The organism is Streptomyces racemochromogenes (assembly GCF_039535215.1).
Taxonomy (GTDB): Bacteria; Actinomycetota; Actinomycetes; order Streptomycetales; family Streptomycetaceae; genus Streptomyces; species Streptomyces racemochromogenes.
Genome location: NZ_BAAAWT010000001.1, coordinates 5,472,501 through 5,494,231, shown reverse-complemented (window position 1 = coordinate 5,494,231; position 21,731 = coordinate 5,472,501). Strand labels below are relative to the sequence as shown.

At 71.6% G+C, this 21,731-nt stretch carries 17 protein-coding genes, 2 rRNA genes and 1 pseudogene (1 of these 20 only partly in view); 7 read left to right on the top strand and 13 right to left on the bottom strand.

Annotated features, from left to right (window positions below; translation table 11 throughout):
• The first annotated feature begins 129 nt into the window (after positions 1-129).
• The 5 genes from ABD973_RS25280 (at position 130) to ABD973_RS25260 (ending at position 4,722) form a co-directional block, all read left to right on the top strand.
• A complete protein-coding gene (locus ABD973_RS25280) occupies positions 130-1,749 on the top strand; it encodes a PucR family transcriptional regulator (protein WP_345502247.1) in 1,620 nt (539 codons plus the stop codon).
• 663 nt (positions 1,750-2,412) lie between these two features.
• Positions 2,413-3,072 carry an HAD family hydrolase gene (locus ABD973_RS25275; protein ID WP_345502245.1) on the top strand — a complete coding sequence of 220 codons (660 nt, stop codon included), beginning with the start codon at positions 2,413-2,415 and terminating at the stop codon, positions 3,070-3,072.
• A gap of 16 nt (positions 3,073-3,088) precedes the next feature.
• Positions 3,089-4,240, top strand: coding sequence for a helix-turn-helix domain-containing protein (locus tag ABD973_RS25270; protein ID WP_345502243.1), 1,152 nt, complete (start codon positions 3,089-3,091; stop codon positions 4,238-4,240).
• A gap of 94 nt (positions 4,241-4,334) precedes the next feature.
• On the top strand, positions 4,335-4,475 hold the full coding sequence (locus ABD973_RS25265) for a hypothetical protein (RefSeq protein ID WP_345502241.1): 141 nt from the start codon (positions 4,335-4,337) through the stop codon (positions 4,473-4,475).
• Positions 4,468-4,722: a hypothetical protein gene (locus tag ABD973_RS25260; RefSeq protein ID WP_345502239.1), complete on the top strand. Its 255-nt coding sequence runs from the start codon at positions 4,468-4,470 to the stop codon at positions 4,720-4,722. The genes ABD973_RS25265 and ABD973_RS25260 overlap by 8 nt, the downstream gene beginning before the upstream one ends.
• A 680-nt stretch (positions 4,723-5,402) precedes the next feature.
• Here ABD973_RS25260 and ABD973_RS25255 read toward each other — a convergent pair.
• The 5 genes from ABD973_RS25255 to ABD973_RS25235 form a co-directional block, all read right to left on the bottom strand.
• A complete protein-coding gene (locus ABD973_RS25255) occupies positions 5,403-6,527 on the bottom strand; it encodes a glycosyltransferase family 4 protein (RefSeq protein WP_345502237.1) in 1,125 nt (374 codons plus the stop codon).
• Positions 6,528-6,674: 147 nt separating this feature from the next.
• A complete protein-coding gene (gene recN, locus ABD973_RS25250; RefSeq protein ID WP_125603827.1) occupies positions 6,675-8,393 on the bottom strand; it encodes a DNA repair protein RecN in 1,719 nt (572 codons plus the stop codon).
• A gap of 103 nt (positions 8,394-8,496) precedes the next feature.
• Positions 8,497-9,435, bottom strand: coding sequence for an NAD kinase (locus ABD973_RS25245; protein ID WP_206436501.1), 939 nt, complete (start codon positions 9,433-9,435; stop codon positions 8,497-8,499).
• Positions 9,436-9,473: 38 nt separating this feature from the next.
• Positions 9,474-10,289 (bottom strand): TlyA family RNA methyltransferase, encoded by an 816-nt coding sequence (locus ABD973_RS25240; RefSeq protein ID WP_125820693.1) that lies wholly within the window; start codon positions 10,287-10,289, stop codon positions 9,474-9,476.
• A gap of 7 nt (positions 10,290-10,296) precedes the next feature.
• Positions 10,297-10,605, bottom strand: coding sequence for a hypothetical protein (locus tag ABD973_RS25235; protein WP_164720861.1), 309 nt, complete (start codon positions 10,603-10,605; stop codon positions 10,297-10,299).
• Between the two features lie 65 nt (positions 10,606-10,670).
• Here ABD973_RS25235 and ABD973_RS25230 point away from each other — a divergent pair, with 65 nt between their 5' ends.
• Positions 10,671-11,018 (top strand): SCP2 sterol-binding domain-containing protein, encoded by a 348-nt coding sequence (locus ABD973_RS25230; RefSeq protein WP_125602956.1) that lies wholly within the window; start codon positions 10,671-10,673, stop codon positions 11,016-11,018.
• 13 nt (positions 11,019-11,031) lie between these two features.
• Here ABD973_RS25230 and ABD973_RS25225 read toward each other — a convergent pair whose 3' ends face one another.
• The 4 genes from ABD973_RS25225 to ABD973_RS25210 form a co-directional block, all read right to left on the bottom strand.
• The gene (locus ABD973_RS25225) at positions 11,032-11,868 is read right to left on the bottom strand and encodes an ABC transporter ATP-binding protein (RefSeq protein WP_125820694.1); all 837 of its coding nucleotides are present in this window, start codon (positions 11,866-11,868) and stop codon (positions 11,032-11,034) included.
• Positions 11,865-12,968: a FecCD family ABC transporter permease gene (locus tag ABD973_RS25220; protein WP_386381892.1), complete on the bottom strand. Its 1,104-nt coding sequence runs from the start codon at positions 12,966-12,968 to the stop codon at positions 11,865-11,867. The genes ABD973_RS25225 and ABD973_RS25220 overlap by 4 nt, the downstream gene beginning before the upstream one ends.
• Positions 12,965-14,011, bottom strand: coding sequence for a FecCD family ABC transporter permease (locus ABD973_RS25215; RefSeq protein WP_345502229.1), 1,047 nt, complete (start codon positions 14,009-14,011; stop codon positions 12,965-12,967). The genes ABD973_RS25220 and ABD973_RS25215 overlap by 4 nt, the downstream gene beginning before the upstream one ends.
• A gap of 145 nt (positions 14,012-14,156) precedes the next feature.
• Positions 14,157-15,218, bottom strand: coding sequence for an HAD hydrolase-like protein (locus ABD973_RS25210; protein ID WP_125820696.1), 1,062 nt, complete (start codon positions 15,216-15,218; stop codon positions 14,157-14,159).
• Between the two features lie 134 nt (positions 15,219-15,352).
• On the opposite strand from ABD973_RS25210, the gene ABD973_RS25205 reads away from it, so the two are divergent.
• Complete coding sequence (locus tag ABD973_RS25205; protein WP_125820697.1) at positions 15,353-16,624, top strand: DUF1015 family protein; 1,272 nt, start codon at positions 15,353-15,355, stop codon at positions 16,622-16,624.
• Positions 16,625-16,709: 85 nt separating this feature from the next.
• Here ABD973_RS25205 and ABD973_RS25200 read toward each other — a convergent pair whose 3' ends face one another.
• The 4 genes and pseudogenes from ABD973_RS25200 to ABD973_RS25185 all read right to left on the bottom strand — a co-directional run.
• On the bottom strand, positions 16,710-17,555 hold the full coding sequence (locus tag ABD973_RS25200; protein WP_221890455.1) for a tetratricopeptide repeat protein: 846 nt from the start codon (positions 17,553-17,555) through the stop codon (positions 16,710-16,712).
• Between the two features lie 225 nt (positions 17,556-17,780).
• Positions 17,781-18,935, bottom strand: a pseudogene (locus ABD973_RS34805) (hypothetical protein); the annotation flags it as partial.
• 180 nt (positions 18,936-19,115) lie between these two features.
• Positions 19,116-19,232, bottom strand: a 5S ribosomal RNA gene (gene rrf, locus ABD973_RS25190).
• A gap of 106 nt (positions 19,233-19,338) precedes the next feature.
• A 23S ribosomal RNA gene (locus ABD973_RS25185) occupies positions 19,339-21,731 on the bottom strand (it continues 726 nt past the right edge of the window).

Sequence of the window (21,731 nt, the reverse complement as noted above, 5' to 3'; positions counted from 1 at the left end):
CACAATCGGCACGGGGTCCGATAATCTTCTTGCCGGAGCGACGAGTTGTCGGTCCGGACGGGGGGCATATCGGACTCCGTAACCGCCCGGTGATGTGCGCGGAACAAGGCGGCCGGTAGCGTCCGCGATATGGACAACCAGGGCGGAATCACGGTTCAGCGGGCACTTGAGCTGCCGGGGCTGCGCGGCGGGCTCCCGGAGGTCGTCGCCTGCGCCGACCGGCTGGGACGGACCGTCCGCTGGGTGCACGCGGGCGAGGTGCCGAACATCGCCTCACTGCTCAAGGGCGGCGAACTGCTGCTGACCACCGGACTCGGGCTGGGCACCCGCCCGGCCGAGCAGCGCGCCTTCGTACGCCGCCTCGCGGACCGGGGCATCGCCGCGCTGGTCGTGGAACTGGGCCCGCGCTTCAGCCGGCTGCCCGCCACGATCGTCGAGACGGCCAAGGCCGCCGGGCTGCCGCTCGTCCAACTCCACCGCGAGGTCCCCTTCGTGACGGTGACGGAGGAGGTCCACACCGAGATCGTCAACGGCCACTACGCCCTGCTCCAGCGCGCCGAGGAGGTCCACCGGCGCTGCACGGAGGCCCTGCTGGGCGGCGGCGGCATCCCCCAGGTACTGCGCATCCTGGCCGACTTCACCGGCAACCCCGTGTTCCTGGAGACCCCCGACGGCCAACTCCTCTACGCGGCCGGAGCGGTGGCCGGGGAGGCGGCGGCCGACCCCCTCCAGGTGTGGGAGGGGCTGCGCGGGCAGCGCGCGGCCGAGCCGTCGGCCAACGCGGTCGTGGTCGACGTACCCGGCGGCGGCCACGGCACCGGGTCGGTCCGGGCGCGGGTCGTCCTGGTCGGGGTGGCGGCGCCGCTGCTGCCCGTGCACCGGATGGCGGCCGAGCGCACGGCGGGGGTCCTCGCGGTGGTGCTGATGCAGGCCCGGCAGGAGGAGGAGCTTGCCGCGCGCGGCCGGGGGGACTTCCTCACCGACCTGGCGGAGGGCCGCATCTCGGCGGAGGACGCCCCGGCGCAGGCCCGGGTCCTGGGCTTCCGGCCGGGGACGGGGCCGCTGCTGCCGATCGTGATGCGGCTCTCCACCGACCTGGGGGTCTCGGGGAACTGGGCGGTGCTGGCCCGGGCGGTCCTGGAGGAGCTCTCCTCGGTCGGGGTACCGGTGCTGCTCGGCGTCCGCCCGGTCGAGGGCCGGGTGCCGCTGCTGGTCTCCCTGCGCACCGAGTCGGAACGCACGGCCGTCGCCGACCGGGTCGCCGCCGCACTGCGGGCAGGCGTCGAACGGGCCGGCCTCGACCGGGCCTCCGCCCCGCCGGCCGTGGTCGTCGGCGTCGCGGGCGGCTGGGCGGCCGCCTCCTCGGGCCTGCGGCACGCCGCCGAGACCGCCACCGCCGCCCACGGCCTGCCGGCCCGGCCCTGGTACGACGCCCGCCGCCTGGACATCGACCTGCTGCTGTGGCGGCTGCGCGAACACCCCGACCTGGCGGCGTTCGTGGACCGCGCGATCGGCGCCCTACGGGTCCACGACGCCACGTCCCGCCCCCCGCTGCTCCCCACCCTGGAGACGTACCTGGCCCACGCGGGCCGCAAGGCCGAGACCGCGCGCGAGCTCCACCTGAACCGCCAGACCCTGTACAACCGCCTGGCCCGCATCTCGGAACTCCTGGGCACGGACCTGGACGACCCCGAAACGGTCCTCTCCCTCAGCCTGGCCCTCCGCGCACGACGGCACACGGCGTCCTGAGGGGGGTGGGGGGTGCGGGCTCGGGCGCGCTATCTCCCCCTCGACCCCGTGGGGTGGGGCGGGGGTTGCCCACCCACCTCCCTGGGTGCGGGGGGGGTGGCCGGGGGCGGTATCCCCACGGACCGGATCAGAGCTCGTTGGGGGCTTCCCGTCAGTCCCATCGTCCTTCCGTGCCGTGCCGGCCTGTCAAGGGCGCTCCTTCGTCGCGTCGCTTCGCGATGGCCTTCGGCCACCCTTGACAGGCCGACCCGCCCCGGAAAGCCGAAAGACTGCCGGGAAACCCCCAAAGAAACGGCACGGTCCATGATCAAGGGACGGGTCCGTCAGGGATGGGCGAGGGGCCGGGCCATGCCCGGCCGGGCATCCCGCCCCGCCCAGCCCCGGTCCGGGGCCAGGGGTGCGACTACCTGCACGAGAGGTTGATCAGAGAGGCTTGCGGACCACCCAGACGCATCTGATCGCTACGCGCTTCTCCCGGCTTGGCGTCCGGCGACCGTCTGGGGCTGGTACCTGCACCAAAAGTCGATCAGAGCAGGGCGGAAGCGCAGGGGCGCGTCAGATCGCTACGCGCTTCTCCGGTCTCGGCGGCCGGCGGCCGTCTTGGGCTGGTCAAATGCGGCTGCGGGTTCTCCCTCCCGGGGCCGGTGTCAGTAGGCTGGCCGAATGATTCGGACGGTCGTTCTGGACATCGGCGAGACGCTCACCCGGGACGACCGCTACTGGGCGGCTTGGGCCGACTGGCTCGGTGTGTCCCGGCATACGCTTTCCGCGCTGGTCGGTGCCGTGGTCGTGGACGGCAGGGACAACGCGGACGCGATCCGCATGCTGCGCCCGGGCGTTGACATCTCCGCCGAGTACGCCGCGCGGGATGCGGCCGGTCTTGGTGAGCGGCTCGATGAGTCGGACCTCTACGAGGACGTCCGGCCTGCACTGGCAGCGCTTCGTGCTGCCGGGGTGCGCGTGGTCATCGCGGGCAACCAGAGTCGACTGGCGGGAGATCTGCTGCGCGCGCTCGACCTGCCGGCGGATCTGGTCGTCACCTCGGGCGAGTGGGGTGTGGCGAAGCCTGCGCGTGGGTTCTTCGAGCGAGTGCTGGCGGTGTCGGGCAGTCCGGCGGACGAGACGCTGTACGTCGGTGACCATCCGGCCAATGACATCCATCCGGCACGGGCGGCCGGGCTGCGGACCGCACACCTGCGACGGGGGCCCTGGGGGCACTGGTGGGCTGATGATCCTGAGGTGAGGGCCGCGGCGGACTGGTCCATCGCCTCCCTTGCCGAGCTGTCCGACATCGTCAAACAGCAGGCACGCCCCTCTGGTTGAGCACTACGGTGCGCGCATGGCCGAACACATCGGGCAGCGCATCGCCTCACGGCGCCGGGCCCGGCGCATGACGCAAGCCGATCTCGCCCGAGAGGCGCACGTCTCACTTTCGATGGTCAAGGCGTGTGAGCGGGGTGTGCGCATGCCCAGCGCGTCGACGCTGGAGGCGATCGCGGCCGCGCTCGCCGTGGACGCCTCTCGCCTCGACCCCGCGTACACGGGAACGAGCCGCCGGGTCCACGCCGCCCTTCCGGCGATCTCTGCGGCCATCGCCGGATACGAGTGCGCCTTCGACCCGCCACAGGGCACGCTGGACCAGATCCGCAGCGAGGTTGCTGCCGCGGTGGAGTGGCGCCTCGCCGCTCAGTACGGGCTGATCGCTGCCCAGGCACCCCGGCTCCTGGGGGAAGCGCTGGCCCATCTGCACAGGGGCGAAGCCGCCCGGCTGGTCGTGGCAGCCGCCCGGGCGGCTGATGCCGTGGCTTACAAGTACGGGGCGCACGACCTTTCGGCTCGGCTGATCGACGTGATGCGATGGGCAGCGGTCCAGGCCGATGACCCGGTCGTGTCCGCCACCGTCGCTTACGTTCAGGCGGAGACCTTCCTCGCCGCCCATGCTCATCGCGCCGGACAGATCGTGCTGGAGCGCGCGCTGGATGCGACGCCCGTGCCGCTCGATGACTTGTCGACCGCCGTGCTCGGCGCGCTGCACATGCGGACGGTTGTGGTGGCCGCGCGTGCCGATGATCCGGACGCTGCGGACGGCCACTTGCGGGAGGCGAGGATGCTTGCGGAACGACTTCCGGAAGGTGTGTACCTCGGCACCGCATTCGGACCGTCCAGCGTCCGTATCCACGAGGTGGCTCTCGCCGTCAGCCTCGGCCGGGGCCACATCGGCCGTGCTCTCGACGTTGCCCGTGGCTGGAGTCCGGGCGATGAGATCCCGGCGGAGCGCCGGTCAGGATTCTGGATCGAGGTGGCACGAGCGCAGTTGTGGTCGGGAGACCCGGACGATGCCTTCGAGTCCCTCAAGACGGCCCGCCGACACGCGCCGCAGCATGTGCGCCAGCATCCGTGGGCCCGAGAGGACATTGCAACGATCCGTCGGCTCAAGCGCGCTGATGCGAAGTCCCTGACGGCGTACGCCGAGTGGATCGGTGCGGTCTGAGCAACCCTCCGGAGGGATACACGATGTGTCCCTTGGAACCCTTGCGGTAGCCCACCATCTGTCTGCCCCACCGCACAGGCAGATGAGAGGGACCATGACCACGGACATCAGACTTCACGGTGAAACCTGCCGGGCATGCGGCGAAGTACGGACGCCCAGCCCGGACCTGCTCGCTCGCGCCTGGGCCGGCTGGCAACGCTTCCTCGCCTCCATCGAGGAGCATGCCGATGAGTGAGCAGTACGAGTACGTCCCCCACCGCCTCCTCCGCCGTCGCGTCCGCGACATCGCTTCCGGTACCGAAGGCGTGCTGATGGCCGTGATCAACGAGAACGTCTCCGACACCGGCATCGAACGCTGGATGGAACTGGCCTACATCCGGGGCGCATGCGGCCGCGAATTCACCACCGCCGCCACCAACGTCGAACCCGCCCCGGACCAGCCCAAGACGGCCGCCGGCCGCCGAGACCGGAGAAGCGCGTAGCGATCCGTCTCGCCTGTCGGATTCCTGGGCCGATCTGTTCGTCCTCCAGTGCGGGTATCCGCCCAAGACGGCAGCCGGTCGCCGAGATCAGAGGAGCGCGTAGCGATCTGATGCGCCTGCCGGACTCCCAGGTGGTTTTCCTCCTCCGCTGGTGCGGGTATCAGCCCCGGACGGTCGCCGGACGCTGAGAAAAGAGGAGCGCGTAGCGATCTGTCGCGTCTGGGGGGTCTGGAGGATGCGCTGATCAACCTCTCGTGCGGGTAGTCGCGTACGTGTCCGGAATACGGCTCTTGAGGGGCCGGATGTCGGGCGGGCCGGCCCCCGGCCCCTCGCCAGGTCCCTGAGAGACCCGTCCCTCCATCATGGACCGTCCCGTTTCTTTGGGGGTTTCCCGGCAGTCTTTCCGCTTTCCGGTTCGGGTCGGTCGGTCAAGGGTGGCCGAAGGCCATCGCGTAGCGACGCGACCGAAGGGAGCGCCCTTGAGGGACCGGCCCGAACCGGAAGGACGATGGGACTGACGGGAAGCCCCCGCCCCTCCCTGAGACGGGCGAGGGGATCCCGCCCACCCGGCCACCGGCCCGCAGACAGGGAGGCGGGTGGGCAAACGCCGACCCACCCCAACCCCTCGAGGGGAGATAGCGGGCCCGCGCGGCGCCTCAGCGCCTCAGCGCCTCAGCGCCTCACGAGATCGGGCGGTCCATCAGTTCGTCGTAGACCGCCAGGACCTGCGCCACCGTGTCGTCCTCCGACGGCCACGTCGCCGCCTGGGCGCGGCCCGCCACCGCGAGGGCGGCGCGGCGGTCCGGGTCGTCCAGGAGGGCGGCGACCGCACCCGCCAGGGCGCCCGAGTCGCCGTACGGGACCAGGACGGCCGCGTCGCCGACCAGTTCCGGGACCGCGCCGACCTCGGTGGCCACCAGGGCCACCCCCGCGCGCAGGGCCTCCTGCGCCAGCAGGGAGCGGCCCTCCCAGCGGCTGGGGAGGACGGCGACGTCCGCCGCCGCCAGCAGGCGGTCCGCGTCGCGGCGGCGGCCCAGGAGCCGTACCGGGAGGCCCTCCTCCTCGATGCGCCGGGTCAGTTCGGGCCGCAGCGGCCCCTCCCCCGCGATCACCAGCAGCGGCTGCGGCTCCATCACCCGCCACGCCCGTGCCGCGTCCAGCAGGACGGAGTACCCGCGCCGCGCGACCAGGCTGCCGACCGTGATGATCAGCGGGCGTTCCACCGCGCCGAGCTCCGCCCGGGTCTTGCCGGCGTCGGGCAGCGCCGCCGCGGGCGGTACGGCCACCGCCGCCAGCCGCGCGTCCCGCGCCCCGCGCCGCCGCGCGAGGTCGACCTGGTCGGAGGAGGAGCCGAGCACCACCGCCGCGGCCCGGGCCACGTGCCGCTCCAGGAGCCGGCTCAGCCGCCCGAGCGCCCCCTCGGGCTCCGGCACGCTGCCGTGCCAGGTCACCACCAGCGGCACCCGCCGCCCCCGCCCGAGGCCGTGGCGCAGCGCCAGGGCGGCCCGCATCCCGGCCCGGATCCCGTGGGCGTGCACCACGTCGGCGCCGGCGCAGGCGGCCCGCAGGGCGCTCCCGGCGTCGGGGGTGAACTCGGCCCCGGCGCCGGTGAAGTCGTACTCCCCCTCGGCCGCGACGGGGGCGCACACGGTGACGCGTACGCCCCGCGCCGCCAGTCCCGTCGTCAGGGACCGCACATGGGCGCTGCTGCCCGCGCCCGCACCGCCGAGGACCTGGACGGCACGCAGCGGGGGCCGCCCGTACGGCTGTGCGGGGGGCGGGAAGGAGGCCGGGGAGCTGCTCACGGGCCGTAGCTCCAGGGTGAGGAGTCAGAGACGTCGCCCAGGATGCCAGTCCGCACGCGCGTTCCGGGACCATACGGGTGCGGATCCCGTACGAGATACCGCAGTGCGCCCCCCAGCCTCACCCACACGGGCTAACGGGTCCGGCGGTCACGCGTCCGCGCGCGCCGCCTCCAGCAGTTCCTCGGCGTGGGCCCGGGCGGTCTGGGAGTCCTCCTGGCCGGCCAGCATCCGCGAGAGTTCCCGGATCCGGTCCTCGCCCTCCAGGACCGTCACGCCGGAGCGGGTCACCGAGCCGTCGACGGTCTTCTCCACCAGCAGCTGGCGGTCCGCGAAGGCCGCCACCTGCGGCAGGTGGGTGACGACGACGACCTGCGCGGACTTGGCGAGCTTCGCGAGCCGCCGACCGATCTCGACGGCCGCCTTGCCGCCGACGCCCGCGTCGACCTCGTCGAAGAGGTACGTGGGCACGGGGGTGGTGCCGGCGAAGACGACCTCGACGGCCAGCATGACGCGGGACAGTTCGCCGCCGGAGGCGCCCTTGGCGATCGGGCGGGGCTGGGCGCCGGGGTGCGGGGCGAGCAGCAGCTCGACCTCGTCCGCGCCCGTGGGCCCGTACGCGACCGGCCGCCCGCCGACCTCGACGCCCTCGGCGTCCTCGGTCTGGCGGATGTCGATGGTCACCCGGGCGTGCGGCATGGCCAGGGAGGCCAGCTCGGCGGTGACCGCGGCGGCGAAGCGTTCGGCGGCCTCCGTCCGGGCGTCCGTCAGGGCCTGCGCCAGCAGCGACAGCTCCTCGCGCAGGGCGTCCCGCTCGGCGGTGAGTTCGGTGATCCGCTCGTCGTCGCCGTCGAGTTCCAGCAGCCGTGCCGAGCCCTTCTGGGCCCAGTCGAGCACCGCGTCGACGGACTCGCCGTACTTGCGGGTCAGCTGGGTCAGGGCGGCCCGGCGCTCCTCGACCGCGGCCAGCCGCAGGGGATCGGCGTCCAGGTCGTCGGCGTACCCGGCGAGTTCCCCGGCGACGTCGGCGAGCAGGATGCCCAGCTCCCCGATCCGGTCGGCGAGCCCGCCGAGCACCGGGTCGTGGGAGCGTACGGACTCCAGCGCGCGGTGGGCGCCGGCGACGAGGGTGTTGGCGTCGACGCCCTCGGGGTCCTCGACGTCGCCGGCCAGCGCCGCGTGCGCGGCCTGCGCGGCGGACGCCAGGGATTCGGCGTGGCCGAGCCGTTCGGCCTCGGCCGCGAGCTCGGCGTCCTCGCCGGGCAGCGGTTCGACGGCGGCGATCTCGTCCAGCCCGAAGCGCAGCAGGTCCGCCTCCTGCGCCCGTTCGCGGGCGCGGGTGGTGATGGCGTCCAGCTCGGCGGTGGCGGCGCGCAGCCGGCGGTACGCGCCGGCGTACTTCTCCAGGGGGACGGCGACGGCGTCGCCCGCGTACCGGTCGAGGGCCTGGCGCTGGCGGGCCGGGCGCAGCAGGCCCTGCTGGTCGGTCTGGCCGTGGACGGCGACGAGTTCGTCGGCGAGTTCGGACAGGAGGCCGACGGGCACGGAGCGGCCGCCGACGTGGGCGCGGGAGCGCCCCTCGGCGGACACGGTCCGGCTGATCAGCAGGGCGCCCTCGTCGAGCTCGGCCCCGGCCTCCTCGGCGCGTACGGCGGCGGGTGCGTCCGGGGGCATGACGACGCGGCCCTCGACCACGGCGGCCTTGGCCCCGATCCGCACGAGGGCCGGGTCGGCGCGGCCGCCGAGCAGCAGCCCGAGGCTGGTGACGACCATCGTCTTGCCCGCGCCGGTCTCGCCGGTCACCGCGGTGAAACCGGGCGACAGCTCGACCACCGCGTCGTCGATGACCCCGAGCGACCGTATCCGCATCTCCTCAAGCACGGGACGACCATACCGAGGTTTCACGGGTGCCATGTGACCTCACCCGCCCGAAGCCTCTCGCACGAATGTGCTATTAGCGGTTCCGGGTGCCCTAGTGCGGGGCTCCGCGCCAGCCCGAGACCGGCAGGGCGAACTTCGCCACCAGCCGGTCCGTGAACGACGCGTGGTGCAGCCGGGCGAGCCGCACCGGCACCGTCCCCCGGCGCACCTCCACGCGCGCGCCGGCGGGCAGCTCCAGCGTCCTGCGCCCGTCGCACCACAGGGCACCGTGCGGGGTCCCGTTCTGCACCTCCACCGCCAGCACCGACGTCGGCGAGGTCACCAGCGGCTTCGCGAACAGCGCGTGGGCGCTGATCGGCACCATCAGCAGCGCCTCCACCTCCGGCCAGACCACCGGCCCGCCCGCGGAGAACGCGTACGCCGTGGAACCCGTCGGCGTCGCGCAGACGATCCCGTCGCAGCCGAAGCCCGTCACCGGGCGCCCGTCGATCTCCAGGACCACCTCCAGCATCCGCTCGGCGGACACCTTCTGGACGGCGGCCTCGTTCAGCGCCCAGTCCCGGTGCACGATGTCGCCGTTGGTCCGTACGAGGACGTCGAGGGTCATCCGCTCCTCGACCTCGTACGACCGGGTCACCACCCGGTCCACGACCTTGTCCAGGTCGTCGCGCTCGGCCTCGGCGAGGAACCCCACCCGGCCCAGGTTGACGCCCAGCATCGGCACCCCCGACCCGCGCGCGAACTCCGCCCCGCGCAGCAGGGTCCCGTCCCCGCCCAGCACGATCAGCAGCTCGCACCCGCCGAGCACCTTGGGCGTGCACTCCGGTACGAGCTCCACCTCGGGCGGCAGCGGCAGGTCCCGCGCCTCGTCCTCCAGGACCCGCACCCCGATCCCCGACTTCAGCAGCCCCTGCACCACCAGTTCGGCGCTGCGGATCGCCGCGGGCCGGCCGGTGTGCGCGACCAGGAAGACGGTCCTCGGCCCCGCCTGCACGACGGCCTCCCCCGGGCCCGCCCCCTCCGATTCCACCCGACGTGCTGAACCTGCTGAACCTGCTGACACATCCGTCACTGCGGCCCCTCCGCCACTGCACGATCGACATCCCCCGGGTCGAGTGCCGGTGCCCCCGCCCGAAGCCACAGAAAGTACTCGACGTTCCCCGACGGCCCCGGCAGCGGGCTCGCCGTCACACCGAGCACACCCAGCCCCAGCTTCCAGGCCTGCGCCGCGACGTCCTTCACGGCCTCGGCCCGCAGCTCGGCGCTGCGCACCACGCCCCCGCTGCCCAGGCGCTCCTTGCCCACCTCGAACTGCGGCTTCACCATCAGCACCAGGTCGGCGTCCGGCGCCGTGCACCGCACCAGCGCGGGCAGCACCAGGCCGATGGAGATGAAGGACAGGTCCCCCACGACCAGGTCGACCGGCACGCCGTCGATCAGCTCCGGCGTCAGCTCGCGCACGTTCGTACGGTCCTTGACGGTGACCCGCTCGTCGCTCTGCAGCGACCAGGCCAGCTGCCCGTAGCCGACGTCTACGGCGACCACGTGGGCCACGCCCGCGCGCAGCAGCACGTCGGTGAACCCGCCCGTCGAGGCGCCCGCGTCCAGCGCCCGGCGGCCCTCGACCGCCAGCCCCAGCGGCCGGAACGCCGCGAGCGCGCCGGCCAGCTTGTGGCCGCCCCGGGAGACGTAGTCGGGGTCGCTGTCGTCCTTGAGGACGACGAGCGCCGCGCTGGTCTCGACCTGGGTGGCCGGTTTGGTGGCGGTGGTACCGCCCACGGTGACCCGGCCCGCGGCGATCAGCTGGGCCGCGTGCTCGCGCGAGCGGGCCATGCTGCGGCGTACCAGTTCGGCGTCCAGGCGGCGGCGTGCCACTCCTGCCACGTTCGGTTCAGCTCCTGTTTTCGTAAGGTCCGGGGACGGGCGTCGCGTCCAGCGCGTCCAGCGCCTCGCGCAGTCCCCTGTGCACATCCTCGTACACCTCGACGTGCCCGTCCGCCGCCAGGTCGTCCGCGTCCGCCAGCCGCTCCAGGTGCGCGTCAACCTCGGCGTGGCCGGTGGGGGTGCGTACGAGGCCCAGCGGAGCGGGCCCGGCGGCCGGCCCGGCCGCCGGCTCGGCGGCGGGGGCCGCGGGCTCGGCGGCGGGGGCCGCGGGCTCCCGGGGGTCGTCCGGAACGCTCCCGGACTGTGCGTCGGTCATGCCACGACGCTACCCCGAAGCGCGGCCGCCACCACCCGCGGCTCTGCGGTACGGTCGTGATCACCATGGCTACGATCCAGGAGTGCCGCACGGCACTCGACCGACTCTCCGACAACCTGGCCGCGGCGGACGGCGACGTCCGCGGCGCCGCCGCCCTCGACCGGTCCCTGAGCTGCCACATCACGGACCTCGACCAGACCTTCTCCGGCCGCCTGGCCGGCGGCCGGATCCGGGTGGACGGGGTCACGCCCGGACCGCCCCGGTCCAAGGCCGAGATCCGGCTGGCGATGACCGGCGACGACCTGGTGGCGATGGTCGCCGGCGAGCTGAAGTTCGCCAAGGCCTGGGCCTCGGGCCGGGTCCGCCTGGAGGCGGGCTTCCGCGACCTCCTCCGCCTCAAGAGCCTGCTGTAGCCCTTGACGCGCCTCAGACGGAGGCCCTCGCACGGGCGTGCCGCGCGGCCGGGACCACCAGCGGCGTACCGGTCTCCGGGTCGTCGATGACCTGGCAGCGCACCCCGAACACCTCCTCCACCAGCCCGGCGGTGACCACCTCGGCCGGCGGGCCCTCGGCGACGACCACGCCCCCGCGCAGGGCGATCAGGTGCGTGGCGTAGCGCGCCGCGTGGTTGAGGTCGTGCAGCACCGCGACCAGGGTCCGGCCCTGGCTCTCGTGGAGTTCCGCGCACAGGTCGAGCACGTCCAGCTGGTGCTGGATGTCCAGGTAGGTCGTCGGCTCGTCCAGCAGCAGCAGCGGCGTCTGCTGGGCCAGGGCCATCGCGATCCACACCCGCTGGCGCTGGCCGCCCGACAGCTCGTCCACGGCCCGGTCGGCGAGCTCGGCGACGCCGGTCGAGGTCATCGACTCGACGACGATCCGCTCGTCCTCCGCCGACCACTGGCGCAGCAGCCCCTGGTGCGGGTAGCGCCCCCGCGAGACCAGGTCGGCGACCGTGATGCCGTCCGGGGCGACCGAGGACTGCGGGAGCAGCCCCAGCGTCTTCGCGACCTTCTTCGCCGGCAGCGAGGAGATCGCCTGCCCGTCGAGCAGCACCCGCCCGGCCGCCGGCTTCAGCATCCGCGACAGGGCCCGCAGCAGCGTGGACTTGCCGCAGGCGTTGGGGCCCACGATCACCGTGAAGGAGTTGTCGGGGATCTCCACCGACAGGTCCTCCGCGATGACCCGCTGGTCGTAGCCGAGGGTCACGTTCTCCGCGCTCAGCCTCTGCACTTGCCCACTCCTCGTTTCGACCCGCTCGTTCATATACGTCCCGCCTTGCGCTCGGTGACGAGCAGCCAGAGCAGGTAGACACCGCCGACCAGCCCCGTGACCACGCCCACCGGCAGCTGGTCGGAGCCGAAGGCCCGCTGCGAGGCCAGGTCCGAGGCCAGCAGCAGCACGGCGCCCATCAGCGCGCCGGTCACCAGGTTCGACCCGGGCGACCGCGACAGCCGCCGGGCCAGCTGCGGCGCGGCCAGCGCGACGAAGCTGATCGGACCGGCCGCGGCGGCGGCCGCGGTGGTCAGCAGGACCGCCGCCAGCATCAGCAGCATCCGGGTCCGCTCCACGGGCACGCCCAGCGCGTACGCGGCGTCGTCACCCATCTCGATCATCCGCAGCGCCCGGCTCTGCCCGAGGACCAGCGGGAACAGCACCGCGCAGACCGCCAGCAGCGGCCACACCTGCGCCCAGTCCCGCCCGGCCAGCGAACCGGTCAGCCACACCATCGCCCGCGTGGCCTCGACGATCTGCGCCCTGGCGATCAGGTACTGGATGAGCGCCACGAGGACGGCGGACGCCCCGATGCCGACGAGCACCAGCCGGTAGCCGTGGATCCCCTGTTTGTACGCGAGGAGGTAGATGACCGCGCCGGTCACCAGGCCGCCGACGACCGCGCCCAGCGCGACCTCGGTGGCGCCGCCCTTGAACAGGACGATGACGACGAGCGCGCCGACGGCCGACCCGTACCCGAAGCCGAGCATGTCCGGGGAGCCGAGCGGATTGCGCGAGACGGACTGGAAGACCGCCCCGGACATCCCGAGGGCCGTGCCCACCAGCACCGCGACCAGGACCCGCGGCAGCCGCAGGTCGTTGACGATGAAGTCGTCGGCCGGCGTCCCGTTGCCGAGCAGGGTCTGCACGACGTCCCAGGGCGCGATCTCGAAGTCGCCGGTTCCGATCAGCACGACGGCCAGCACCAGCGTCGCCGCGGCCAGCAGCAGGCCGGTCGCCAGCGCGCGCGGCTCGACCCGCAGCGAGGTGCCGCCGGGTCCGCGCAGGGCCCGGAGCCGCGCGACCGGGGCGGCGGGCTTCGGTGCGGCCGGGTCCGCGGTCCGGTTCGCGTCGGCGGGGGTCGCGGTCACAGCTGGGCCATCCTCTTGCGCCGAACCAGGTGGATGAAGACGGGGCCGCCGATGAGCGCCGTCACGATGCCGACCTGGAGCTCGGACGGCCGCGTGACGACCCGTCCGATCACGTCGGCGCCGAGCAGCAGCACGGGCGACAGGACGGCCGAGTACGCGAGCACCCAGCGCATGTCGGGCCCGGTCACCAGGCGGGCCAGGTGCGGGATCATCAGCCCGATGAAGATGATCGGCCCGCACGCGGCCGTCGCGGCCCCGCAGAGCAGGGTGATGGCGGCCATCGCCAGGATCCGGGTCCGCGTCAGGTGCGCGCCGAGCGCCCGCGCGGTGTCGTCGCCCATCGCCATCGCGTTGAGGGGGCGGCCCAGCGTCAGCGCGAGCACGGCGCCGGCCAGCAGGAAGGGGGCCACCTGCCGGACGGTGTCCATATTGGCCGAGGCCAGCGAGCCCACCGTCCAGAAGCGCAGCTTGTCCAGCGCCTTGGTGTCCGTCAGCTGCACGGCGTTGATGTAGCCGACGAGGGCCGCGCTGGCCGCCGTACCGGCGAGCGCCAGGCGCACCGGGGTCGCGCTGCGGCTGCCGCCGAGGACGTAGACGACGACCGAGACGACCGCGGCACCGAGGAAGGCCCACCAGATGAACTCGTTCAGCGTGGCGGCCCCGAGGAAGCTGATGGCCGAGACGACGGCCGCCGCGGCGCCCGCGTTCACCCCGAGGATGCCGGGCTCGGCCAGCGGGTTGCGGGTCAGCGCCTGCATCACCGCGCCGGACAGGCCGAGTCCGAGCCCGACCAGCAGCCCGAGGACCGTGCGCGGGACCCGCAGGTCCCGTACGACCACGTCGTTCGTGCTGCCGGAGTAGTGGAACAGGCCGTGCCAGACCTCGTCGAGCGGCATCGGCTTGGCGCCCACGGCGATGCTCGCCACCGCGACCAGGGCCAGCACGGCGAGGGCGATCAGCAGGCCGGCCACGCGCGCCGCGTGCCGCGGGCGGGCCGCGGGCGGCGGCGCGCCCTGCTCGGTTCGGGGGGGACTCTCAGCCAACACGAAGGTTAGGTTAGCCTACCCTGCACCATTTCCGATCACCCGGACGGCCGACCCCGCGAGCCCGAACCCGCCGCGCCCGCCGAGCCGCCGAGCCGCCGAGCCCGCCGAGCCGCCGAACCCGCGCCCGCCGAGCCCGCCGCGCTCAGAACCCCAGCTTCGCCAGGGCCTTCTCCACGTCGCCCCCGTACACCCCGTCCCCGGCCCGCGACCAGGCCGCCGCACACAGCGCCCGCAGCCCGTCGACCGGATCGCCCGGATCGCCCGCACCCCCGGCACCGCCCGCCGGCTCCACGTCCAGGCCGCCGTCCACGTGCACCGCGGTCCAGCCGCCGCACCGCCGCCCACCCGCGGGCTGCTCCACCACCTCCGGCTGACCGGTCAGCAGCCCCCGCAGGTCCCGGTCCACATAGGTCGGCCGGTGCCTCGGCTCGGCCCGCAGCAGCTGCACCGCGTCCGTCACCCCGGTCAGCACCAGCAGCGAGTCCACGTCCCCGTTGAACGCGCCCTCGATGTCGGTGTCCAGCCGGTCCCCCACCACCAGCGGCCGCTCCGCCCCGGTCCGCAGCACCGTCTCCCGGTGCATCGGCGGCAGCGGCTTCCCCGCCACCTGCGGCTCCGCGCCCGTGGCGATCCGTACGACCTCCACGGCCGCCCCGTTGCCCGGCGCGATGCCCCGCGCACCCGGAATCGTCAGGTCGGTGTTCGACGCGAACCACGGCACCCCGCGGTTGACCGCGTACGCGGCCTCCGCGAACCGCCCCCACGCCAGGTCCGGGCCGCCGTACCCCTGCACCACCGCCGCCAGCCCCTCCTCGTCGGCGGACTCCACCGGCACCAGCCCGCGCTCGCGCAGCGCCACCCGCAGCCCCTCGCCGCCGACCACCAGCACCTTCGACCCCGGCTCCACCTGGTCCGCGATCAGCCGGGCCACCGCCTGCGCCGAGGTGATCACCTCACCCGCCTCGGTGGGGATCCCCAGCTCCGTCAGGTGCTCCGCGACCGCGTCCGGGGTCCGCAGCGCGTTGTTGGTGACGTACGCCAGGTGCATCCCGCCCTCCCGGGCCACGGCCAGGGACTCCACCGCGTGCGCGATGGCGTGCCCGCCCGCGTACACCACCCCGTCCAGGTCCAGCAGTGCCGTGTCGTACGCCTGGTGCAGACTCCGCTCACTGCCCGCGGGGCCGGTCCTGCTCTGCCGGGTCATCTGGCCACTCCTCCTGAACCGTTCCAACGCCGCTCGAGACATCGGGATTCTTACGATCGATCTTGTCCGATTTTGCGCTACCCCGTGACTGCCCCGCTCATCCCGCATCGCGAGACGGGTCTTACCATGCACCAATGACCACACCTGGCAACGCGGAGCACGGGCTGCGCCTGATCCCCTTCAACGGACTGAGGTACGTCCCGGAGCGCGTCGGCAGCCTGGCGGCAGTGACCTCGCCGCCGTACGACGTGGTCGTACGCCCCGACGGAGTCGACTACCTCGAGTCCGCCGACCCGCACAACATCGTCCGGCTGATCCTGCCGCAGGCCGGAACCCCGGCCGCACGCAACGAGCAGGCCGCCCGCACCCTGCACGACTGGCTCGCCGAGGGCGTCCTCAGCGCCGACCCGCGGCCCGCGCTCTACGTGTACGAGCAGCGCAAGCCCGGCCTCCTCCAGCGCGGCGTCATCGGCGCCCTGGCCCTCTCCCCCGCCGAGGCGGGCGTGGTCCTGCCGCACGAGGACGTCATGCCGGACGTGGTCACCGACCGGGCGGGCCTGATGCGCGCCACCTCGGCCAACCTGGAGCCCCTCCTCCTCACCTACCGGGGCGACGGCCCCGGCACCGGAGCGGCCGGCGTCGTGGAGGAGACCGCCGCGCGCGAGCCGCTGCTGTCCACCGTCACCGAGGACGGCTTCCGCCACAGCCTCTGGGCCATCACCGACCCGGACGAACTGGCCGTCGTCACCGCCGACCTCGCCCACCGCCAGGCCCTCATCGCCGACGGCCACCACCGCTGGGCGACGTACCTGCGCCTCCAGGAGGAGCACGGCCCCGCCACCCCCTGGGACTTCGGCCTGGTCCTCCTCGTCGACACCGCCCGCTACCCGCTCCAGGTCCGGGCCATCCACCGGATGCTGCGCCGGCTCCCCCTCTCCGAGGCACTGGCCAAGGTCGAGGGCTCCTTCCGGGTCCGCCCCGTCGAGGGCCCGCTGCCGCTGGCCCTGGAGGCCCTCGCGGACGCCTCGGAGCGCGGCAACGCCTTCCTCCTCACCGGTGACGGCTCCTACCACCTTGTCACCGACCCGGATCCGGCCCTCATCGAGCGCACCGTCCGGCCGGACCGCCCCGAGGCCTGGCGCCGGCTGGACGCGACCGTGCTGCACGCTTCCCTGCTCGACGCCCTGTGGCAGATCCCGGACGCCCCCGAGCACATCTCGTACATCCACGACGCCGCCGCGACCGTCGCGATGGCCGAGCGGCACGGCGGCACCGCGGTCCTCCTGCACCCCGTACGGGAGGAGGTCGTCCGGGACCTGGCCCGGCAGGGCGTCACGATGCCCCGCAAGTCCACCTCGTTCGGCCCGAAGCCGGCCACCGGCCTGGTGCTCCGCAGCCTGGGCTGACGGCCCCGCCGGGCGTCCCGGAACGACGGAAGGGCGGCACCCCCGAGGGGGTGCCGCCCTTCTTCTCGTCGTCCGAGCGCCGCGGTTACGCCTTGCCGCGCTCGTCGTCCTCGACGACCACGAGCTCGTCCGCCAGGTCGACGTCGGCGTCGTCGGCGGGCTCGTACTCCTCGTCGTCCTCGTCGTAGTACTCGGCCTGGTCGGCGGCGCGCTCGGCGGCGGCAACCTCGGCCGGGTCCTCGTCCTCGTCCTCGTCGTCCTCGTCGTCGAGGTCGGCGTCGTCGAGGTCCGCCTCGGCCGCGGCGGCGTCCACGAACTCCACGCCGTCGATCTCGGCGAGCCGGTCGGAGGCGTCGGTCGCGCCGTCCTTGTCGGCCTCGAGGGTCTTGGCGAACCACTCGCGGGCCTCGTCCTCACGGCCCGCCGCGAGGAGGGCGTCGGCGTAGGCGTACCGCAGGCGCGCGGTCCACGGCTGCACGGAGCTGGAGGCCAGCTCGGGGCTCTGCAGGGTCACGATGGCGGCGTCGATTTCGCCCATGTCCCGGCGGGCACCGGCCGCGACGAGACGCATCTCGACCTGGCCGGCCTTGTCCAGCTTCTGCACCTCGGGCTCGCCGGCCATGGCCAGGGCCCGCTCCGGACGGCCCAGGCCGCGCTCGCAGTCGGCCATGACGGGCCACAGCTCGACGGAACCGGTCATCCGCTTGGCGGCACGGAACTCGGCGAGCGCCTCGCTGTACTTCTGCGTCGCGTACGCGGCGAAGCCGGCGGCCTCGCGCACGGCGGCGACGCGGGAGGCCAGCCGCAGGGCGATGCGGGAGTACGCGTACGCCTGCTCGGGGTCCTCGTCGATCAGCCGGGCGACCATGACCAGGTTCCGCGAGACCTCCTCGGCCAGCCCCTTGGGCAGGCTCAGGAGCTCCTGGCGCACATCGGCGTCGATCTCGTTGCCGGTGACGTCGTCGTCGATCGGAAGCCGCTTGACCGGGTCGCGGTCGGAGCGGAAGTCGCGGTCACCGCGGTCGTCACGGCGGAAGCCGCCACGGTCGCCACCACGGTCATCGCGGCCACCACGGTACCCACCACGGTCGCCCCGGTCATCGCGACGGAAGCCGCCACGGTCGCCGCCGCGGTCGTCACGACGGGGGTACGAGGGACGGTCCCCACCACGGGACCCACCGCGCTCGTCGTCGCGACGCGGGTACGAGGGGCGCTCGCCCCGGTCGTCGCGACGGAAGGACGGACGGTCCCCGCCACGGTCGTCGCGGCGCGGGTACGAGGGACGGTCGCCGCCACGGTCGTCACGACCGCCACGGAAGCCACCACGGTCGTCATCACGACGCGGGTACGAGGGACGGTCCCCCCGGTCGTCACGGCGGGGGTACGAGGGACGGTCCCCGCCACGGTCGTCACGACGCGGGTACGACGGGCGGTCGCCGCCACGGTCGTCACGACCGCCACGGAAGCCACCACGGTCGTCGTCACGACGCGGGTAGGACGGACGCCCACCACGGTCGTCATCACGACGCGGGTACGGGGGACGCTCGCCCCGGTCGTCACGGCGGAAGGACGGACGGTCCCCACCGCGGTCGTCGCGGCGCGGGTAGGACGGGCGGTCGCCGCCACGGTCGTCACGACCGCCACGGAAGCCACCACGGTCGTCATCACGACGCGGGTACGACGGACGGTCGCCACCACGGTCGTCACGACGCGGGAAGGACGGACGGTCGCCACCGCCGGCGGGACGCCCGCCGCGGTCGTCACGGCGGAAGGACGGACGGTCCCCACCACGGTCGTCGCGGCGCGGGTAGGACGGGCGGTCGCCGCCACGGTCGTCACGACCGCCACGGAAGCCACCACGGTCGTCATCACGACGCGGGTACGAGGGACGCTCGCCACCACGGTCGTCGCGACGCGGGTACGAGGGGCGGTCCCCCCGGTCGTCACGACGGAACGACGGACGGTCCCCACCACGGTCATCGCGGCGCGGGAAGGACGGACGGTCCCCACCACGGTCGTCACGACGCGGGTACGACGGGCGGTCGCCGCCACGGTCGTCACGACCGCCACGGAAGCCACCACGGTCGTCATCACGACGCGGGTACGACGGACGGTCGCCACCACGGTCGTCACGACGCGGGTAGGACGGACGGTCGCCACCGCCGGCGGGACGTCCACCACGGTCGTCACGACGGAAGCCGCCACCGGCGGGCCGGCCGCCGCGGTCGTCGCGACGGAAGCCACCGCGGTCACCGCCGCGGTCGTCACGGCCCCCTCGGTAGCCGCCCCTGTCACCGCCGTCGCTGCGCCGAGGCTCGCGCTCCGGACGATCGTCGGAGTAGTTGGACATGGGTGTGACTCCTGTCTTCGGGGTACCGCTAGTCATTCTCGCGCAGCCAGCCCATGGCCGCGCTTCGACGTAAAGATGGGAAAAACAAAAAGGACCCTTGGTCCAGCGTTGAACGCTGGACCAAGGGTCCTTTGAAAGATTGTTCGGCGGCGTCCTACTCTCCCACAGGGTCCCCCCTGCAGTACCATCGGCGCTGAAAGGCTTAGCTTCCGGGTTCGGAATGTAACCGGGCGTTTCCCTAACGCTATGACCACCGAAACCCTATCGGTTTCGAGCGAACAAGCACACTCTGTAGTTGTGTTCCAGCTCTAGAAACCAGCAACCGTTCGTTGCTTCAGAACTAACACAGTGGACGCGAGCAACTGAGGACAAGCCCTCGGCCTATTAGTACCAGTCAGCTCCACCCGTTACCGGGCTTCCACATCTGGCCTATCAACCCAGTCGTCTACTGGGAGCCTTACCCTCTCAAGGAGGTGGGAATACTCATCTTGAAGCAGGCTTCCCGCTTAGATGCTTTCAGCGGTTATCCCTCCCGAACGTAGCCAACCAGCCATGCCCTTGGCAGGACAACTGGCACACCAGAGGTTCGTCCGTCCCGGTCCTCTCGTACTAGGGACAGCCCTTCTCAATATTCCTACGCGCACAGCGGATAGGGACCGAACTGTCTCACGACGTTCTAAACCCAGCTCGCGTACCGCTTTAATGGGCGAACAGCCCAACCCTTGGGACCGACTCCAGCCCCAGGATGCGACGAGCCGACATCGAGGTGCCAAACCATCCCGTCGATATGGACTCTTGGGGAAGATCAGCCTGTTATCCCCGGGGTACCTTTTATCCGTTGAGCGACGGCGCTTCCACAAGCCACCGCCGGATCACTAGTCCCGACTTTCGTCCCTGCTCGACCCGTCGGTCTCACAGTCAAGCTCCCTTGTGCACTTACACTCAACACCTGATTGCCAACCAGGCTGAGGGAACCTTTGGGCGCCTCCGTTACCCTTTGGGAGGCAACCGCCCCAGTTAAACTACCCATCAGACACTGTCCCTGATCCGGATCACGGACCGAGGTTAGACATCCAGCACGACCAGAGTGGTATTTCAACGGCGACTCCACAACCACTGGCGTGGCTGCTTCAAAGTCTCCCACCTATCCTACACAAGCCGAACCGAACACCAATATCAAACTGTAGTAAAGGTCCCGGGGTCTTTCCGTCCTGCTGCGCGAAACGAGCATCTTTACTCGTAGTGCAATTTCACCGGGCCTATGGTTGAGACAGTCGAGAAGTCGTTACGCCATTCGTGCAGGTCGGAACTTACCCGACAAGGAATTTCGCTACCTTAGGATGGTTATAGTTACCACCGCCGTTTACTGGCGCTTAAGTTCTCAGCTTCGCAACCCCGAAAGGTCACTAACCGGTCCCCTTAACGTTCCAGCACCGGGCAGGCGTCAGTCCGTATACATCGCCTTACGGCTTCGCACGGACCTGTGTTTTTAGTAAACAGTCGCTTCTCGCTGGTCTCTGCGGCCACCCCCAGCTCAGAGAGCAAGTCTCATCACCAGGAATGGCCCCCCTTCTCCCGAAGTTACGGGGGCATTTTGCCGAGTTCCTTAACCATAGTTCACCCGAACGCCTCGGTATTCTCTACCTGACCACCTGAGTCGGTTTAGGGTACGGGCCGCCATGAAACTCGCTAGAGGCTTTTCTCGACAGCATAGGATCATCCACTTCACCACAATCGGCTCGGCATCAGGTCTCAGCCTTAACGTGTGACGGATTTGCCTACCACACGGCCTACACCCTTACCCCGGGACAACCACCGCCCGGGCTGGACTACCTTCCTGCGTCACCCCATCGCTTACCTACTACCACCTTGGATCGCCGGCTCCACCACTTTCCATTCCCCGAAGGGTCCGGAACGGCTTCACGGGCTTAGCATCAGAGGATTCGATATTGGGCGTTTCAAAGCGGGTACCGGAATATCAACCGGTTGTCCATCGACTACGCCTGTCGGCCTCGCCTTAGGTCCCGACTTACCCTGGGCAGATCAGCTTGACCCAGGAACCCTTAGTCAATCGGCGCACACGTTTCTCACGTGTGTATCGCTACTCATGCCTGCATTCTCACTCGTGAACCGTCCACAACTAGCTTCCGCTGCTGCTTCACCCGGCACACGACGCTCCCCTACCCATCACAGCGGGCGTTGGCCCTATTGCTGCAATGACACGACTTCGGCGGTACGCTTGAGCCCCGCTACATTGTCGGCGCGGAATCACTTGACCAGTGAGCTATTACGCACTCTTTCAAGGGTGGCTGCTTCTAAGCCAACCTCCTGGTTGTCTCTGCGACTCCACATCCTTTCCCACTTAGCGTACGCTTAGGGGCCTTAGTCGATGCTCTGGGCTGTTTCCCTCTCGACCATGGAGCTTATCCCCCACAGTCTCACTGCCGTGCTCTCACTTACCGGCATTCGGAGTTTGGCTAAGGTCAGTAACCCGGTAGGGCCCATCGCCTATCCAGTGCTCTACCTCCGGCAAGAAACACACGACGCTGCACCTAAATGCATTTCGGGGAGAACCAGCTATCACGGAGTTTGATTGGCCTTTCACCCCTAACCACAGGTCATCCCCCAGGTTTTCAACCCTGGTGGGTTCGGTCCTCCACGAAGTCTTACCTCCGCTTCAACCTGCCCATGGCTAGATCACTCCGCTTCGGGTCTAGAGCGTGCAACTCAATCGCCCTATTCGGACTCGCTTTCGCT

What these genes read in the sequence shown, in the direction of transcription:
- ABD973_RS25275 (WP_345502245.1), top strand. Translation starts at nt 2,413, where the DNA reads ATGATTCGGACGGTCGTTCTGGACATCGGCGAGACGCTCACCCGGGAC.
- recN (WP_125603827.1), bottom strand. Translation starts at nt 8,393, where the DNA reads ATGCGGATACGGTCGCTCGGGGTCATCGACGACGCGGTGGTCGAGCTG.
- ABD973_RS25235 (WP_164720861.1), bottom strand. Translation starts at nt 10,605, where the DNA reads ATGACCGACGCACAGTCCGGGAGCGTTCCGGACGACCCCCGGGAGCCC.
- ABD973_RS25205 (WP_125820697.1), top strand. Translation starts at nt 15,353, where the DNA reads ATGACCACACCTGGCAACGCGGAGCACGGGCTGCGCCTGATCCCCTTC.
- ABD973_RS25260 (WP_345502239.1), top strand. Translation starts at nt 4,468, where the DNA reads ATGAGTGAGCAGTACGAGTACGTCCCCCACCGCCTCCTCCGCCGTCGC.
- ABD973_RS25280 (WP_345502247.1), top strand. Translation starts at nt 130, where the DNA reads ATGGACAACCAGGGCGGAATCACGGTTCAGCGGGCACTTGAGCTGCCG.
- ABD973_RS25210 (WP_125820696.1), bottom strand. Translation starts at nt 15,218, where the DNA reads ATGACCCGGCAGAGCAGGACCGGCCCCGCGGGCAGTGAGCGGAGTCTG.
- ABD973_RS25230 (WP_125602956.1), top strand. Translation starts at nt 10,671, where the DNA reads ATGGCTACGATCCAGGAGTGCCGCACGGCACTCGACCGACTCTCCGAC.
- ABD973_RS25265 (WP_345502241.1), top strand. Translation starts at nt 4,335, where the DNA reads ATGACCACGGACATCAGACTTCACGGTGAAACCTGCCGGGCATGCGGC.
- ABD973_RS25270 (WP_345502243.1), top strand. Translation starts at nt 3,089, where the DNA reads ATGGCCGAACACATCGGGCAGCGCATCGCCTCACGGCGCCGGGCCCGG.
- ABD973_RS25225 (WP_125820694.1), bottom strand. Translation starts at nt 11,868, where the DNA reads ATGAACGAGCGGGTCGAAACGAGGAGTGGGCAAGTGCAGAGGCTGAGC.